This window comes from Dyadobacter sp. 22481 (assembly GCF_052044875.1).
In the GTDB taxonomy this organism is placed as follows: Bacteria; Bacteroidota; Bacteroidia; order Cytophagales; family Spirosomataceae; genus Dyadobacter; species Dyadobacter endophyticus.
The window spans coordinates 746,808-762,261 of sequence record NZ_JBQENV010000002.1 but is presented as its reverse complement, the minus strand read 5'-3'; the positions used below and the strand labels follow the sequence as shown (position 1 = coordinate 762,261).

The following is a 15,454-nucleotide window of genomic DNA, read 5'->3' as shown; positions in this document are numbered from 1 at the left end:
TATTAAAATACACTGCATGCATTATCCATCTATGACAAGACAATACATTGTCGCGCTTTTCACTGTATTTCTGGCATTATTTAGTTTTCAAGGTTACACTCAGAACACGGCACCCACAACCGCTCCCTCGCAACCCCAGGGTAATACACCCATCAATCCGAGCCAGGCTGTTGAATTCTATAACCAGGCGAAGAATGCCGGGATGTCCGATATGGACATTGAACGTGCCGCCCTCCAGAGAGGATATACACTCGACGACATTTCCTCTATCCGCAGGCGATTGCAGCAAACTACTCAGGATAATACAAAGCGGGATCCTAAACGTGATGCGCTCGACGAAACCAGGGAACAGGACGACCAGGATGAACTGGACGAGGAGACAAATAACGAGAATGACTCGACGTCCCTCCGCCGCGGAAGATCACGCAGATTAAGCCGGACTTTCGGCTCAACCTTCTTTGGCCAGTCGACGGTAACCTTTGAACCGAATCTCCGGATTCCTACACCGAAAAACTACATCCTTGGGCCCGATGACGAGCTCGTAGTCGATATTTATGGGAATTCGGTCGACAATTTTCGCATGAAAATCAGTCCCGAAGGTACTGTTAAGATGCTCAATCTGGCGCCTGTTTATGTGAATGGGCTTACCATCGAACAGGCGAGCGAACGAATTGTTAACAGGCTGCGACAAGCATACTCTACGCTGAACCGCCCGGGTTCAGGAACATATTCAACTATTACTTTGGGAAATGTACGCAGCATCCGTGTAATGGTGCTGGGTGAAGCCCTCAGACCAGGGACCTATACAGTTTCCTCACTTTCCACGGCATTTAACGCCCTTTATGTTTCAGGCGGACCGGGGCGCAATGGCTCGTATCGAAATATAGAGGTTGTGCGGAACAACAAGGTGATCAAAAAAATCGACTTGTATCGTTTTCTTGTAGACGCCGATCTGCAAGATAACATAGCACTGCAAGATCAGGATATCATCTTGATCCGTCCTTTCGATTCACGAATAGAATTAACCGGCGAAGTCAAAAAAACGGGAATATTTGAGGCCAAGCCCGGCGAAACGTTAAAGGATATTTTACGCTACGCCGGAGGTTTTAACCCCGAAGCTTTTACCGGCCTTATCCAATATAAGCGCAATACAGGCAACAACTTTGTGATCGGTTCCATCGATTCGTCCCAGGTGGCAACTTTCCAGCCAAGAAATGGCGACTCTTTCACAGTGAAGCGTATTCTGGATGTAGTTGCAAACCAGGTTGAGATCAGAGGTGCGGTGACCCGTCCCGGCATTTACCCGCTCGACGAGCGCACTAAAACCGTTAAAGAGCTCATTACTATTTCTCAGGGAACCAGCCCCAGAGCATTCCTTAACCGCGCACTCCTCGAACGGGCCAGCGGCGAGACACAAACGGGTTTGGTGGCCATTGACCTAAGAAAGCTCCTGAACGGGGAAATTCCCGATATTGTGCTGCAACCAGGCGACGTTCTGACGATCAAATCGGTTGAGGACCTTCGCGAGTTTACATATCTCTCAATAGGCGGATCCGTAATAAATCCTGGGGAATACTATTACTACAAGGATATTACGATTGCGGACCTTGTGTTTCAGGCCGGTGGCTATACGGAGGGTGGGGTTCCTTACCGGATTGAAGTTTCCCGCCGCGTCAAAAACGATACGACAGGTCTGCCGGAGAACCAGAATGTACGGGTTTTTACGCTCAACGTAGCCGACAACCTTGTAATTAACGAGGACGACCAAAAGTTCGAATTGCTGCCCTATGATATCGTTCTCGTCAGAAAATCGCCGAGATATGAAGTGCAGAAAACGGTAACTGTGGTTGGCGAAGTGATGTACCCGGGAACATATACGATCCGGAACAACTTTGAGAGAATTTCAGATCTGTTCACGAAAGTCGGAGGGCTGAAAAAGGAAGGCTACCTGAAAGGAGCCAAATTCTATCGAAATCAGGAACTCGTCGCTCTGGACCTTCAGGCCATTGCAGACAGACCTTCATTACCCGCCAACCTTCTTCTCGCAGATGGGGATACAATGGTAATTCCCAAAAAGTCTGAAACAATACGGATTCAAGGGGGAGTGTATAATCCTTCGCTCGTGAACTTTGACAAGAACTTTTCATTTAAGGAATATATTTCTCAGGCAGGAGGCTTCACAGAGCGGGCAAGGAAAAGCCGTACCTACGTTTCCCATCCTAACGGACGAACGTATCGAACGACACGGCTTCTATTTTTCCGCTCGTATCCGAAGGTCGAACCCGGTTCAGTGATTACTATTCCAATGAAAACGGAAAGACCAGACAGACAAATGAGCCCTGGTGAGAGAGTCGCGATTATCTCTTTGATAAGCACATTGGCTATTACTGTGATTCGATTCCTCTAACTATCAGCTAATACACACAGTAAAATATTATGTCTCAAAAAATCGTATCGGGCGAACAATACGAGCCAGCATTTGAAGTACATCTGTCTGACATTATCGCCTTTTTTCGAAAATACATTTTGCTTATAGCGATCATAGCGGTAGCATCTGCCATCCTGGGCTACCTTTCCAGCTATATACAAACTGAAAAGTATACTGCCAAAACCATTCTGCTCCCTGAATACAGCGCCGCAAAATCATCGTTTTTTGCTCTTGCGGTAAGCGGCAATAATACCGATGGCCCGGGGAACCTGACACCAGACTTGTATCCGAATGTACTGGAAAGCTCGTCCTTTGGCGAGTATCTTTTGAACCAGCCTATTACTACACAATCCGGTCAAAAGTATGCTACCCTTAAATCATATTTAGCAAAGCCGTCGTCACCAGGATTGCTGGCAAGAATTCGTTCATTTTTCTCTTCCAATAAATCCGCCACCCTCCCGCACGGGCCTAAACTGGATCTCAAAGGCAGCGGAGTACTCTATTATTCGAAGGAAGAGACTGCTTTGATATCGGGAGCAAAAAGTATGGTATCCGCTTCAATTGAACAAAAAAGTAACCTGATCTCCATTGAATCCGAATTACCTGACCCTGTTTTAGCGGCATTGGTGGTGGAAAATGCCAAAAACTACCTTATCGACTACGTTGAGGATGTAAGAACTGCTAAGTTGAATCAGCAATTAACCTTTTTAACCGGCCGAACTGAGGAAGCTAAAAAGCGTCTCAAAAGTGCCGAATATGCGCTTCAAAGCTATCGTGACCAAAACCGGAATGCATTCCTCAATGTTGCGCGCATCGAAGAGCAGCGGTTACAGGCAGAATATACGTTAGCCCAGTCTATCTACTCCGACCTCGTCTTTAAACAGGAACAAATGCGAATAAGAGTAAAGGAAGAAAGGCCTGTTTTTAAAGTGCTTGAAACGACAAAAGTCCCTCTAACAACCAGCAGCCCCCATCGATTGATTATGGCGATACTTTTTGCAGGAATAGGTGCATTTGCCAGCCTGCTGTATATCGCTATTGTCAAAGAAAAATTCCACCAAAAATTAATGAAGGGCTAATCCGTCCTCATTGATCTGTCATAATTTTCATTCACACTAACGCGTAACATTAAACTATGAAGGTTGTCTTACTTGCGGGGGGTCTTGGGACCAGATTATCCGAGGAAACTGTGTCGAGACCTAAACCGATGGTAGAGATTGGCGGAAAGCCTATTCTCTGGCACATTATGAAAATCTACGCGGCACACGGCTTCAATGACTTCGTAATTTGCCTCGGATACAAAGGCTACGTAATCAAAGAATACTTCGCTAATTACTTTCTTCACCAGTCGGATGTTACCTTCGACATGAAGGAAAATAAAATGGAAATACACAACTCGCAAGCCGAACCATGGAAAGTAACCCTGGTGGATACCGGTTACGAAACCATGACGGGCGGGCGGGTTAAAAGAGTAGCTCAATACATCAAAGACGAGCCTTTTCTACTTACATACGGTGACGGCGTGGGCGATGTGGACATCTCCGGCCTGATCGAATACCATCGCCAAAACAAGAAACTTTTGACCGTTACGGCTGTTCAGCCTTCGGGTCGTTTTGGCGCATTGAATATCGACGAAGGAAACCAGGTAAATTCATTTTTAGAGAAGCCTAAGGGCGACGGAGCATGGATCAATGGCGGTTTCTTCATTTGTGAACCTAAGGTGCTGGACTACATTTCAGGAGACAGCACGGTGTTCGAGGCAGAACCTCTCGAACGAATTGCCGCCGACGGCCAAATGGTGGCTTACAAACACACTGGTTTCTGGAAACCAATGGACACGCTTCGTGATAAGCATGAGCTGGAAAACCTCTGGAGCTCGAACAATGCCCCCTGGAAAAACTGGTAAACGAAGGTCATGAATTATCAACATCTCGAAAAATATTACAGGGGGAAAAAGGTATTCCTGACCGGTCATACCGGATTCAAGGGAGCCTGGCTACTTTCCTGGCTACATACACTGGGAGCGCAAATTAAGGGTTACTCCCTGGCTCCTGAAAATGAGTATGACTTATACAACGTCATCGCTGGCGACTCCCTGTGCGAATCGGTTATTGCCGACATTCTAGACAAGGAACGTCTCAAAAGTGAGCTAACTTCGTTTGCACCCGATTTTGTTTTCCATTTGGCTGCCCAGCCGCTGGTGCGGCTCTCGTATGAGATACCTGCCGGGACTTTTGAAGTCAATGCGATTGGTACTGCCAATGTACTTGATGCGATACGGCTGCTCGATAAACCTTGTGCAGGCATTTTCATTACAACGGACAAGGTCTATGAAAACCAGGAATGGCAGTACCCGTACCGGGAAAACGATCGCCTGGGCGGCTACGATCCGTACAGCGCGAGTAAGGCGTGCGCGGAGCTGATCATCAGCTCTTACAGAAATTCTTTTTTTAGTCTGGCAAACTATTCGAGACATCAAAAAGCGATAGCGAGTGCCAGAGCCGGAAATGTGATCGGCGGCGGTGACTGGGCCAAGGACCGGATCATACCGGATATCATCCGCGCCCTAAGGCAGGGACAACCGGTGTCGGTGAGAAATCCGCTCTCGGTGCGGCCGTGGCAACATGTGCTGGAACCCCTTGGCGGCTATCTGCATTTGGGAACAAAAATGATCGACGATCCCTTGACTTTCTCCGATGCGTGGAACTTCGGACCTTTGTCGGAAGATAATCTCACCGTGGAAGAGCTTGTGAATGTGGCGTTGCAAACGTGGGGAAAAGGTACTTATCAAAAACCAGGACTACCCGACCAGCCGCATGAAGCCGGACTTCTGAAACTGGACATCAGCAACACCGTGGCCAATATGGGCTGGACGCCGAAATTTACCGCACGTGTGGCCATTCAGAATACGCTTGAATGGTACCTGAAAGTGGAACAGGGGGAGCAGGCCGTAGATTTGACGAGACAACAGATTGCACACTTTAGTCATGGATAAAATTAAAGTCATTGTTCTGGGTGCTTCGGGATTTGTGGGACGTAATCTGGTTGAAGTCTTCCGGGAAAATGAATCCATCGAAGTTATTCCAGGGTCCAGCGCCGACAAGCCGGGCCATCTTTGGCTCGACATTCTCAATCCGGACACCTGGGCTAGCCTGACCGACTTACAGCCCGACATCGTGATAGACACAAGTGGTTACGGAGTGGTCAAATACCAGCAGGATCTGCATCTTCTCTACGATATCAATTACCTGAAGAAAAGAGATTTCCTCGACTACTTTGTTCAGAATCACCCGGATGTGTTCTGGATCCAGATCGGCACCGCATTCGAATACCAATTGGAACAGGAAACGTTAACCGAAACGACTCCTTGTTTACCAAAAACACACTATGGAATTTCAAAACTGATGTTTTCGCAATATTTACTTCAAAAACCGGGCATACGCTTCTCCATACTCCGCCCGTTTGGCATGTTCGGCGAGGGCGAAGACAATTCAAAATTCTTCCCCCTGCTCATCAACGCACAGAGAAATAAAAAGACCATCGATCTCTCCGATGGCTCGCAGGGCAGGGATTACATGTACGTGCGCGATCTGGCTTCATTCATCCTTTATAAAATCATTTCTCAAACATTGTCTGAGATCGAAAATCAGGTGATCAATCTTGGCTCGGGAACTTGTCACAGCCTTCGGGAAATGGCAGCATTTTTCGCGAAGGAAATCCCTGATTTTAATGCGGAACTCTGGAATTGGGGCGCCGTTGCGCAGAGATTGGGAGAAAACGACAAGTTTTATAATGCTTCTACGAAAGCCGCGTCTCTGGGCTTCAAAAACTTTAACTTACAGGAGGCGATCAGAAACACGGTAAAATATTATTACACTAACTAACTATGGAACAATTATTAGCTCAGCTAGCCAATATAGATCAGAACCTGTTGAATGCTCTTCTCCCCGCTATCCAACAAAAGATAAAAAGAGAAATTATCCCGGGTGAAAGTTACATACCCGTAACAGGTAAGGTGATCGACGAACAAGACCTCCTGTACGGGATTGATTCGATGATTGACGGCTGGCTTACAACAGGACGCTTCGGAAAGAAATTCGAGTACCAGTTTGCCAAGTATTTTGGTTCGAAATCTTCTATCCTGGTCAATTCCGGATCATCGGCTAACCTTTGTGCATTTTACGCACTTACCTCTCCAAAGCTCGGCGACAGGCAGATTATGCCAGGCGACGAAGTGATTACAGTGGCCGCGGGCTTTCCTACGACCGTAAACCCGATGATCCAGTACGGTGCCGTGCCGGTTTTTGTCGACATTGACATCCCTACCTACAATATCAAGGCTGAGCGCATCGAACAGGCCGTTTCGCCAAAGACAAAGGCAATCATGATCGCGCATACCCTCGGAAACCCGTTCAACTTGGATGTGGTCATGGAAGTTGCAAAAAAATACAATTTGTGGGTTATCGAAGACGACTGCGACTCCCTGGGTGCTACCTATCGTAATCAGAAAACAGGTACTTTCGGCGATCTGGCAACGGTGTCTTTCTACCCCGCACACCACATTACAATGGGCGAAGGCGGTGCGGTTCTGATCAACAATGCAAGGCTGAAAATGATCGTCGAGAGCTTCCGCGACTGGGGCCGTGACTGTTATTGTGAAACAGGAAAGGACAATACCTGCCGCAAGCGCTTCGAATGGCAACTTGGCGATCTTCCGTATGGTTACGACCACAAATACACCTATTCTCATATCGGATTTAACCTGAAAGTGACGGACATGCAGGCGGCAATCGGTTTGAGTCAGTTGCAAAAAGCAGATGCATTCGTCGACAAACGCAGGATCAATCACCAATTACTGTACAACGTTCTTAAACCGTTCGAGGAGCACTTCATTCTTCACGAAGCAACCCCGCATAGTAATCCGAGCTGGTTTGGCTTTATGGTGACCATTCGTCCAGGCAGCAAGATCAACCGAAGCGACCTGACGCAATACCTTGAAGAACAGAAGATCGGAACGCGTTTGCTTTTTGCAGGCAACCTGATCCGCCAACCAGCCTACAAGGGCATTGTCCACCGCGTTGAAGGCGACCTCACCAACACCGACATCGTCATGAACGACTCGTTCTGGCTAGGTGTTTGGCCTGGTCTGAACCAAAACCACTACGATTATATCGCAGAAACGATCCGTCAATACATATCTACACTATAACTATGCGCTATCTTATAACCGGAGGCTGCGGTTTTTTGGGTTCAAATCTAGGAGCAGAGGTGCTCAAAAGAGGTGACGAGCTATTCGTATTCGATAACTTGTTCCGCTATGGCTCAGAGCAAAACCTTGCCTGGCTTAGGCAGCAAGGTGATTTCAAGTTCTACCACGCTGATATCCGGTCTTACAACGACGTAGAATTCGCCATTCGCGAAACCAAACCCGATGTAGTTTTCCATTTGGCCGGACAGGTGGCGATGACAACCTCCCTGGCAAACCCCCGCCTGGATTTCGAAATCAATGTGCTCGGAGGGAATAACTTACTGGAATCCGTCCGCAAATATGCGCCGGAAGCGATTGTAACATACTCCTCGACCAACAAAGTATACGGAGATTTCGATTGGGTGAACTTCCAGGAAACCCCCACCCGCTTCGAAGCGCAAAATTTCGAAAACGGTTTTAAGGAAGACATTCCGCTCCAGTTCCAATCGCCATATGGCTGCTCAAAAGGCGCTACCGACCAATACATGCTGGACTATGCCAAAATGTTTGACCTCAAAACCATCGTCTTCAGGCATTCATCAATCTTCGGAGGCCGGCAATTCTCTACCTTTGACCAGGGATGGGTCGGCTGGTTTGTAAGACAGGCTGTCGATATAAAAAACGGCGTATTGAAGGATAAGTTTACCATTTCCGGAAACGGAAAACAGGTTCGGGATTTACTCTTTGCCGACGATCTGATCAACTGCTATTTTTCCGCGATTTCCAACACGGATCACACTGTCGGAGAAGCATTCAATATCGGTGGAGGAATGGAAAACAGCTTATCGCTATTAGAATTGTTTAAAATTCTCGAGAACAAATTGGGAATCGAGATGGCTTATGAAGAGCTTCCCTGGCGGCAAAGCGACCAAAAAGTGTTCGTTGCCGATACTTCGAAAGCGCATTCACGTTTCGGTTGGGCTCCGCTTATTGGCAAGAACGAGGGCATTGATAGAATGATAGAATGGGTTTCGGGCAGTTAACCGGTCGTTTAGCCATTGATCAAAGCGAGAGAAGCAAGAATATAAATCGCCAGGTTCTTTTTTCGTTGCTTGCTAAGGGGATTGCTATGCTCATTTCACTGGTTCAGGTACCGCTGCTCTTCAAGCACCTTGGTAATGAGTCCTACGGGATATGGTTAACTATCCTTTCCGTTGTGTCCTGGCTCAGCCTGTCCGATATCGGGATCGGAAATGGGCTGCGCAACAGAGTGGCCGAAGCACTCGCATTAAACAATCGTACGGCAGCAAAAGAGTACGTATCGACAGCCTATGTATGCCTGGGTTCGATCATACTCGCGGTTTTGCTTTTGTGCCTCGCAGTAATTCCGTTTCTGGATTGGCAAAGCATTTTCAACACGAGCAATTCATTGTCCAATACCATATTGCGAACGACGCTTTCATGGATTGTCGCATCGACACTCCTTGGGTTCATTCTTGCCCTGGCCAACCAGGTATTGAACGCACTCCAGCAGAATTCCCTCACTGCCTGGCCGAATATCGTATTCGGTTCACTGTTCATTGGTGCAGTGTATCTTTTCCCACGGTTTATCAATGGTAACCTGGGTGCGGTAGCATTCGTCTACTCGACTTTATACGTCGCAACATTCCTTGGCTTCTCGATTTTCGTTTACAAGACATGGCCTTTTCTATCCCCCTCAGCAAAGCTATTCAAGCGTAAGCACGTCAAGAACATCCTCAACATCGGGTTGAATTTCTTCATCATCCAGGTAGCGGCCATCATTATCTTCTCAACAAGCAACTTCATCATCATCAGACTATTAGGCCCCGCTCACGTATCCTATTTCAACATTACGTTCCGGGTTTTCAATATGATCAGCATCATACTTGCAATGGTGATGACTCCCCTGTGGTCAGCTTATACGGAAGCATACCTGAAAAAAGACTACTCCTGGATTCGAGACCGGCTGAGGCTATTGAACACGTTGCTTATTCCCGTTTCCTTTGTCTTGATCCTCACAATCATTTATTTTGACAAGATTGTGGAATTATGGATGAAAACGAAAATAGAAACTCCGGCATACCTCCCATTGCTAATGGGCATATACACGCTGATTACGATCTGGAACAATATCTATGCGTACTTTTTGAATGGTATTTCCCGTACCAAGGAACAGTTGTTCACTTCCGTCATCGCCATGGCCCTGAACATGCCGCTTGCAGTCTTTCTGTGCAAATACATGGAGATGGGCGTAAACGGAGTTGTACTCGCCTCCGTTATCTCGCTTGCATTTTTCGCATTTGTCGGACCCATTACCAGTTATAAAATACTGAGGAAGCATGACCACTAACCCCCTCGTTTCAATAGTGATTCCTGTATACAACAGAGAAAAGCTAATCACAGCAACATTGGAATCGGCCCTTTCCCAAACCTACCCCAATTTTGAGGTAGTGGTGGTAGACAATCAAAGCACCGACAAAACCTGGGCTATTCTGCAAAGCATCGCTCAACAAGATAAAAGAGTAAGAGTGTTCCAGAATGAAACAAACGTAGGCCCTGTAAGAAACTGGGAACGGAGCTTTAACCTGGCGGAAGGTGAATATGTGAAGATACTCTGGTCTGATGATCTCATTGAAAGCGACTATCTTACGGAGACGATGGCTGTCTTTGAAGCTGATGTTGCTTTTGTAATGACGGGCTATGAGGAAATCACGAGCGATGGGGAGGTATTGGACCAATCTTCATACCAACAGCATACCAACCTATCCGTCGAAGATTATCTGAAAGAGAAACTTTACAGCAACAACATTTCCTTCCCCGACTCTCCTGGTTGTGCAATATTCAGAAGATCGGATCTAGTCGAAAGCCTGATCGTAGATGTTCCCAATTCCGATGAATTGAATTTTCCGCGGTATGGTGCGGGTAACGACCTGTTAATATTCCTGTTGTCAACGAGAAATCCGGCTTATAAAAGAATCGTTTGTATCGATAAATACCTTTCCAAATTCAAACATCATCAGGATTCCATCACCACTACCAACAGTACGAAGCTGAAAATTTACTACGACTGGGCCAAATGGTATTTTATTAAAAATTACTACAACACCCAAGAGGTTAAGCGACAGTTCAAATCGAGGGTGTTTTTAAATACTTACAAGTATCGATATGGCCAGCGTCTCTTAAAGAACATCGATGGAGCCGTAAGCATTTCGTTTCTTACAGAAAGAATGATCAACATCACAAAAAGAAAGCTGAGCTCCCGGTAATCTATAACCCGATTTATTCTAATGGATCGAAAACATCCGAAGATATCACTAATAACTGTCGTTCGAAACGGTGAACAACACATTGAGGAAACCATTCAAAGTATCGTAAATCAAACTTACGACAATTTTGAATATATCATAATTGACGGTAAATCGACCGACAATACACTCAACATTATCCGCCGCTATGAATCGCAAATCACGTACTGGATCAGCGAAAGCGACAAAGGGATCTATGATGCTATGAATAAAGGGGTTCGTGCATCCACAGGCGACTGGCTATTATTCATCAATGCGGACGATTTCCTATTTGAACCGAATGTATTGGAAAAAGCAGCTCCCTTGCTGGCCGCAACCAAAAACCTCGTCGCTTATGGAAATGTCCGACGGCTATATTCACAAGGCCCCGACCAGATTCTTGGCGCAGAATGGTCGACGTTAAAGCATTATTGTATCAATATCAGGATGAATATTTCTCATCAAGGGACATTTCATTCAAAATCACTATTTGCAACCCGTCTTTTTGATACTACTTTTAAAATCGCTGGTGATTACGACCTCCTGCTTAGTTACCTTAAAGAACACGACGCAGCGTATCTCCCATTCACGATTGCAAAGATGAGAACGGAGGGAGTTAGCGCAACAGCGAGCAACACATTACTTCTCCGTGAAATCAGAAGGGCCCAAATTAACAACGGGGTTTATAAATCAATACCCTCATTTGCATGGTTTAAATCTGCCGCCCGGATAACGTTCTACGGAAAAATAATCAAATTAATAGGGATCGATAGGAAGGAGAAAATCAAAGGGATTTTAAATAAAATAAAAGGCTGAACCCACAATATTACAGAACGTTAGATGCTTTACTATACCGTATTTTGCATTCTTATATTATTTGCTCTGCTCGAAATGGTGACAGTTCCGGAGCAGACAAAGAAAGCAATGTACATATTCCTGACGCTCTCATTTATCGTCATGGGTGGGTTACGTTGGAATACTGGTAATGACTGGCGCCCGTATCACAGCTTCTTCACGAAGTTTACTACCGACGACCCCTTCTTTCTAATCGCCATGGAGCCCGGCTACGTGAAATTCGTTCAGTTCCTGCGCATTTTCTCTTCAAGCTTTACTTTTTACCTTATCGTCCTTTCCACTATTGCGATAGGCATAAAAACGACATTCTTCTACAAATACGCGGGAGCCATATTCTTGGCCGTGATCTTGTATTGGGGAACTGCCCTCGCCGACATCACCGCTGTAAGACAAACGCTTGCAGTCAGCCTGTGCGTTCTAAGCAGTCACTTTATCATAGAACGAAAACCTTGGCTATTTGTCTTTTTCGTAATACTTGCGGCCCAGATTCACGTTACATCGTACATATTTCTGGTGTCATATTTCATATTTAATGCCGAATGGAGTGTACGGTCAAAATCCATCATCCTTATTGTCGCTGTGGCCATTGGAGCCTCGGGTATATCCGAAAGTCTACTCGAATTGATTGCCAACATTACGCCAGCGGGGATTGGACTTGACAGGATCAGTCAAAAGGCCCTGAATTATCTCGAGATCGGAAACGAGGTTGACCCCCAATATGAGCTAAGCAAAACACAACGCCTGACGGCCGCTATTGCCAAGCGAGCAATTCTGCTCCCCGTTTTCTTTTACTTTCAGGAGCGGGTCACAATAAGAAAGGATTTATACAAAGGGTTTTTAAATCTTTACACATTTGGAAACATCCTGTTTTTCATTGTGGTAGATTTTATAACACTTCAGAGGGCCGCCACCTATTTCTATTTCTATGAAATACTTCTGCTTTGTATTATCTACGTAAATGTTAAAAGTAAGTCGATCTGGCTCATTTTAATTATTGCTTATTCGCTTTTTAAAATGTTATCGATTCTGGTGAATGCGATGGACCTGTTGGTGCCATACATCTGGATTTTCTCAGAAGACACCTATCGTTTTGTTTATTGATGATGATTCACGTTGTAGATACTAACTCTGCTGAACATACGCACGTTGTATTCAATGCGTCGATGATTCAGGTTTTAATGAGCGCCTATCCTGTTTCGCCGATAGCTTTTTACGCAGGAGGTCCGCATCAGATTCAGGTAGCGAAATACCTGAGCACAGAGGAAAAGGAACGATTACGGTTGTATCCTATCGAAGAAAAAAAACCTGTAAGCGGGAAACTCCGAAAGGCTTTTAAAGTTATCAGCAATTTAATTTCCGACGGCCTTCTTTTCTGGCGAATATTTTCTCGAGCCAAAAAAACAGGGTCCGACAAAATTATTGTATTGAAGGCCCACCCTACCTCAATTCTGCTGATCAAAGCACTTAAAAGAATTTACACACGTGTCGAGGCGATGGTCGTTGTACACGGCGAGATCGAATTCATCTATTTTACAGATAATGCTTGGGAAAGGGAAATGGCTTATCTCTATAAGCGGATCGTCCGTACGCCGGCTCCGAATTTCAGATATATTCTGCTGAACAAAATATCGAAGAGCAAACTGGTACTCGACCAGCATCTGAAACCTCACGAAATTATCGAGATCGATCACCCCTATCCGTATTCGAAAACAATTCCGACAAAAATCAGTCATGCACCCTTACCCGTAACGATAGCTCAGGTGGGAGGATTGAGCATCCGGAAAAACGCACATCAGGTTTATTCGTTGGCCCAGCTCCTCTCCGGACCAATAGCCGCCGGCCAACTCAGGTTTGTATCGATCGGGTCAATCGATGAAGACGCCGCGCCCTATCGCAATACGCTTGTTTCCGATTTCACGAACGGGAAGAAAGGTGGGTACATATCTCGCCAGACTTTTGTTGAAGAAGTTCGTAAAATCGATTATGCTGTTTTCTTTTACGGGCCTGAGCAGTACATTTTCAGAGCCAGTGGGTCGGTTATGGACGTGATAGATTTTACTAAGCCGATTATAGCACTCAGGCATCCGTTTTTCGAGTATCTCACAAATCAAGTCGGAAATATCGGCTTTTTGTGTGCCGATCTCGGCGAAATGGCCGAAATTCTTTCGCGCATCGGAAAACGGGATACGGAGGTGATATCCAAATATGATGAGCAGTCCGCAAATCTTGACAAATTCAAGCAGATGTACGGCACCGAATTCATTGCAAATGATTTTAAGCAGCAAGTTTCTGGTTGAAACTGAGAAATATTGCCCCGAATCGCTGAGGAAACAACTCCCATTATTCAAGTTGGGCCAAATTGGGCTATCTGATGGCGCTGGATCAAATTTTGTGCATCGGCGGTTATTAACGTTATTGATAAAGGAAGCAGATTTCTAAAAGACACTTACACGTATGAAAGCAATCAACTGGGTGCGTTTTATAATTAGTTTCATTTTCCTAACACAAGCACCCGTCTCCTATGGGCAAAATCTGGTGAAAATGATTACTTTTTCGGACACGGTTAAGGATTATGGTCCAGTCTTCCAAAAAGCCGTTAACGAGATTGCGAAAGCAGGTAAGGGCACAATAAAGATCAAATACGGCATCTACCCGGTTCTTACCCAGGTTACACTGGAGAAGAAGACGGGCTCGCTTGATATCGTCGTGACCGGCGTGAAGAATGCAAAGGGTAAATTGCCCGTTCTTAAGGATGCAGATTCGACAAGGGTCCCGCACGGTTTCTTTCAATTTCACGGAAATGCGGCCAAACCTGAACTAACCATTACCATTTCGAATATTGAGCTGGTTGGGAACAACATCCCCTACTCTCCGAGCCATCCATTTTTCGGGAAACCGACACTCATATACAGCCACGCGCTGTCCGGGTTGAATGTCCGCACGATGAAGGTTGAAAACGTGACTATTCGCAATTTCTATGGCAGGGGGATCATGATCGGGAACTACTTCAACCGCAAATACGACAGAAGACACAGGGCAGAATCACCGATAGTAAGAAATTGCAAAATCCTGAATGTTTGGGGATTCAGTAGGAAAGATGATGCAGGCGACGGAGTAGAATTTATTTCCGCCCATAAACCAGTTGTCGAAAACAATGTAATCATGAACAACCTCTCGGATTCGAAGTATATGGGCCGTTGTGGCGTCGTTCTTGAACATAACACTGAAAACGCCATAATCAGGAATAATGTAATAGGCGGTTATTCCCGAAACATCCACGTTGAATGCGACTGGGGTGGGCATTTGATCGAGAAAAACAAGTTTTCGCAAAGTTCTGTTGCTGTGCAGTTGTCCGAAGATTGTGCTCAATCCGATACGTTGAAAAACCATTTTGGCCCGATCATCATCAGGAACAACACCATGGCCTATAACGGAGAGCTCCTTACTTATAAGATTCCCCGGGCAAAGTTTGCTTTCGTAACCATTTATAAACCAAGCTTCATGCTGGATGGGTTGCAAATCATTAACAATAAAATGACGATTGTTCCTGAGGCTTCGGCAAAACAGGCTGTAAGCGCCAATGCAAGAAGTAATAACGAGAAGGATCAAAAAGCGTATATTGATGTCAAGAACCAGGCAAAAGTAACCATCAAAGGCAATTCGTTCAACTGATATTCC

13 protein-coding genes are annotated in these 15,454 nt (G+C 45.7%); all 13 read left to right on the top strand.

The annotated features are described in order from the left end of the window. The first annotated feature begins 16 nt into the window (after positions 1 to 16). The 13 genes from ACTJJJ_RS13245 (at position 17) to ACTJJJ_RS13185 (ending at position 15,448) form a co-directional block, all read left to right on the top strand. On the top strand, positions 17 to 2,407 hold the full coding sequence (locus ACTJJJ_RS13245; RefSeq protein WP_229222541.1) for an SLBB domain-containing protein: 2,391 nt from the start codon (positions 17 to 19) through the stop codon (positions 2,405 to 2,407). A gap of 29 nt (positions 2,408 to 2,436) precedes the next feature. Next, the gene (locus ACTJJJ_RS13240; protein ID WP_440702032.1) at positions 2,437 to 3,507 is read left to right on the top strand and encodes a Wzz/FepE/Etk N-terminal domain-containing protein; all 1,071 of its coding nucleotides are present in this window, start codon (positions 2,437 to 2,439) and stop codon (positions 3,505 to 3,507) included. A 56-nt stretch (positions 3,508 to 3,563) separates the two neighbouring features. Continuing rightward, entirely contained in the window at positions 3,564 to 4,334 is a 771-nt protein-coding gene (gene rfbF, locus ACTJJJ_RS13235; protein WP_188934452.1) for a glucose-1-phosphate cytidylyltransferase, read from the top strand. Between the two features lie 9 nt (positions 4,335 to 4,343). Beyond that, positions 4,344 to 5,423 (top strand): CDP-glucose 4,6-dehydratase, encoded by a 1,080-nt coding sequence (rfbG, locus tag ACTJJJ_RS13230; RefSeq protein ID WP_440702031.1) that lies wholly within the window; start codon positions 4,344 to 4,346, stop codon positions 5,421 to 5,423. Further along, a complete protein-coding gene (locus tag ACTJJJ_RS13225) occupies positions 5,416 to 6,312 on the top strand; it encodes an NAD-dependent epimerase/dehydratase family protein (RefSeq protein WP_440702030.1) in 897 nt (298 codons plus the stop codon). The genes rfbG and ACTJJJ_RS13225 overlap by 8 nt, the downstream gene beginning before the upstream one ends. Before the next feature lie 2 nt (positions 6,313 to 6,314). Continuing rightward, positions 6,315 to 7,637, top strand: coding sequence for a lipopolysaccharide biosynthesis protein RfbH (gene rfbH, locus ACTJJJ_RS13220; protein ID WP_188934458.1), 1,323 nt, complete (start codon positions 6,315 to 6,317; stop codon positions 7,635 to 7,637). A 2-nt stretch (positions 7,638 to 7,639) separates the two neighbouring features. Further along, positions 7,640 to 8,659, top strand: a complete 1,020-nt coding sequence (locus ACTJJJ_RS13215) for a GDP-mannose 4,6-dehydratase (protein ID WP_440702029.1) — start codon at positions 7,640 to 7,642, stop codon at positions 8,657 to 8,659. After that, entirely contained in the window at positions 8,641 to 9,987 is a 1,347-nt protein-coding gene (locus ACTJJJ_RS13210) for a lipopolysaccharide biosynthesis protein (protein WP_440702028.1), read from the top strand. Before ACTJJJ_RS13215 ends, ACTJJJ_RS13210 begins: the two co-directional genes overlap by 19 nt. Then, positions 9,977 to 10,903, top strand: coding sequence for a glycosyltransferase family 2 protein (locus ACTJJJ_RS13205; RefSeq protein ID WP_188934464.1), 927 nt, complete (start codon positions 9,977 to 9,979; stop codon positions 10,901 to 10,903). Before ACTJJJ_RS13210 ends, ACTJJJ_RS13205 begins: the two co-directional genes overlap by 11 nt. A 21-nt stretch (positions 10,904 to 10,924) precedes the next feature. Further along, positions 10,925 to 11,737 (top strand): glycosyltransferase family 2 protein, encoded by an 813-nt coding sequence (locus ACTJJJ_RS13200; RefSeq protein ID WP_440702027.1) that lies wholly within the window; start codon positions 10,925 to 10,927, stop codon positions 11,735 to 11,737. 24 nt (positions 11,738 to 11,761) lie between these two features. Continuing rightward, positions 11,762 to 12,877 (top strand): EpsG family protein, encoded by a 1,116-nt coding sequence (locus ACTJJJ_RS13195; protein WP_188934469.1) that lies wholly within the window; start codon positions 11,762 to 11,764, stop codon positions 12,875 to 12,877. After that, positions 12,877 to 14,073, top strand: coding sequence for a hypothetical protein (locus tag ACTJJJ_RS13190; RefSeq protein WP_440702026.1), 1,197 nt, complete (start codon positions 12,877 to 12,879; stop codon positions 14,071 to 14,073). Before ACTJJJ_RS13195 ends, ACTJJJ_RS13190 begins: the two co-directional genes overlap by 1 nt. 244 nt (positions 14,074 to 14,317) lie before the next feature. Further along, the gene (locus ACTJJJ_RS13185) at positions 14,318 to 15,448 is read left to right on the top strand and encodes a right-handed parallel beta-helix repeat-containing protein (RefSeq protein ID WP_440702025.1); all 1,131 of its coding nucleotides are present in this window, start codon (positions 14,318 to 14,320) and stop codon (positions 15,446 to 15,448) included. The last annotated feature ends 6 nt before the right edge of the window (positions 15,449 to 15,454 follow it).

Excerpts from the sequence above, each read along its gene's own strand:
- ACTJJJ_RS13200 (WP_440702027.1), top strand. The coding sequence starts at position 10,925 with ATGGATCGAAAACATCCGAAGATATCACTAATAACTGTCGTTCGAAAC.
- rfbG (WP_440702031.1), top strand. The coding sequence starts at position 4,344 with ATGAATTATCAACATCTCGAAAAATATTACAGGGGGAAAAAGGTATTC.
- rfbF (WP_188934452.1), top strand. The coding sequence starts at position 3,564 with ATGAAGGTTGTCTTACTTGCGGGGGGTCTTGGGACCAGATTATCCGAG.
- ACTJJJ_RS13185 (WP_440702025.1), top strand. The coding sequence starts at position 14,318 with ATGATTACTTTTTCGGACACGGTTAAGGATTATGGTCCAGTCTTCCAA.
- ACTJJJ_RS13205 (WP_188934464.1), top strand. The coding sequence starts at position 9,977 with ATGACCACTAACCCCCTCGTTTCAATAGTGATTCCTGTATACAACAGA.
- ACTJJJ_RS13195 (WP_188934469.1), top strand. The coding sequence starts at position 11,762 with ATGCTTTACTATACCGTATTTTGCATTCTTATATTATTTGCTCTGCTC.
- ACTJJJ_RS13190 (WP_440702026.1), top strand. The coding sequence starts at position 12,877 with ATGATGATTCACGTTGTAGATACTAACTCTGCTGAACATACGCACGTT.
- ACTJJJ_RS13240 (WP_440702032.1), top strand. The coding sequence starts at position 2,437 with ATGTCTCAAAAAATCGTATCGGGCGAACAATACGAGCCAGCATTTGAA.
- ACTJJJ_RS13215 (WP_440702029.1), top strand. The coding sequence starts at position 7,640 with ATGCGCTATCTTATAACCGGAGGCTGCGGTTTTTTGGGTTCAAATCTA.
- ACTJJJ_RS13225 (WP_440702030.1), top strand. The coding sequence starts at position 5,416 with ATGGATAAAATTAAAGTCATTGTTCTGGGTGCTTCGGGATTTGTGGGA.
- ACTJJJ_RS13245 (WP_229222541.1), top strand. The coding sequence starts at position 17 with ATGCATTATCCATCTATGACAAGACAATACATTGTCGCGCTTTTCACT.
- rfbH (WP_188934458.1), top strand. The coding sequence starts at position 6,315 with ATGGAACAATTATTAGCTCAGCTAGCCAATATAGATCAGAACCTGTTG.
- ACTJJJ_RS13210 (WP_440702028.1), top strand. The coding sequence starts at position 8,641 with ATGGGTTTCGGGCAGTTAACCGGTCGTTTAGCCATTGATCAAAGCGAG.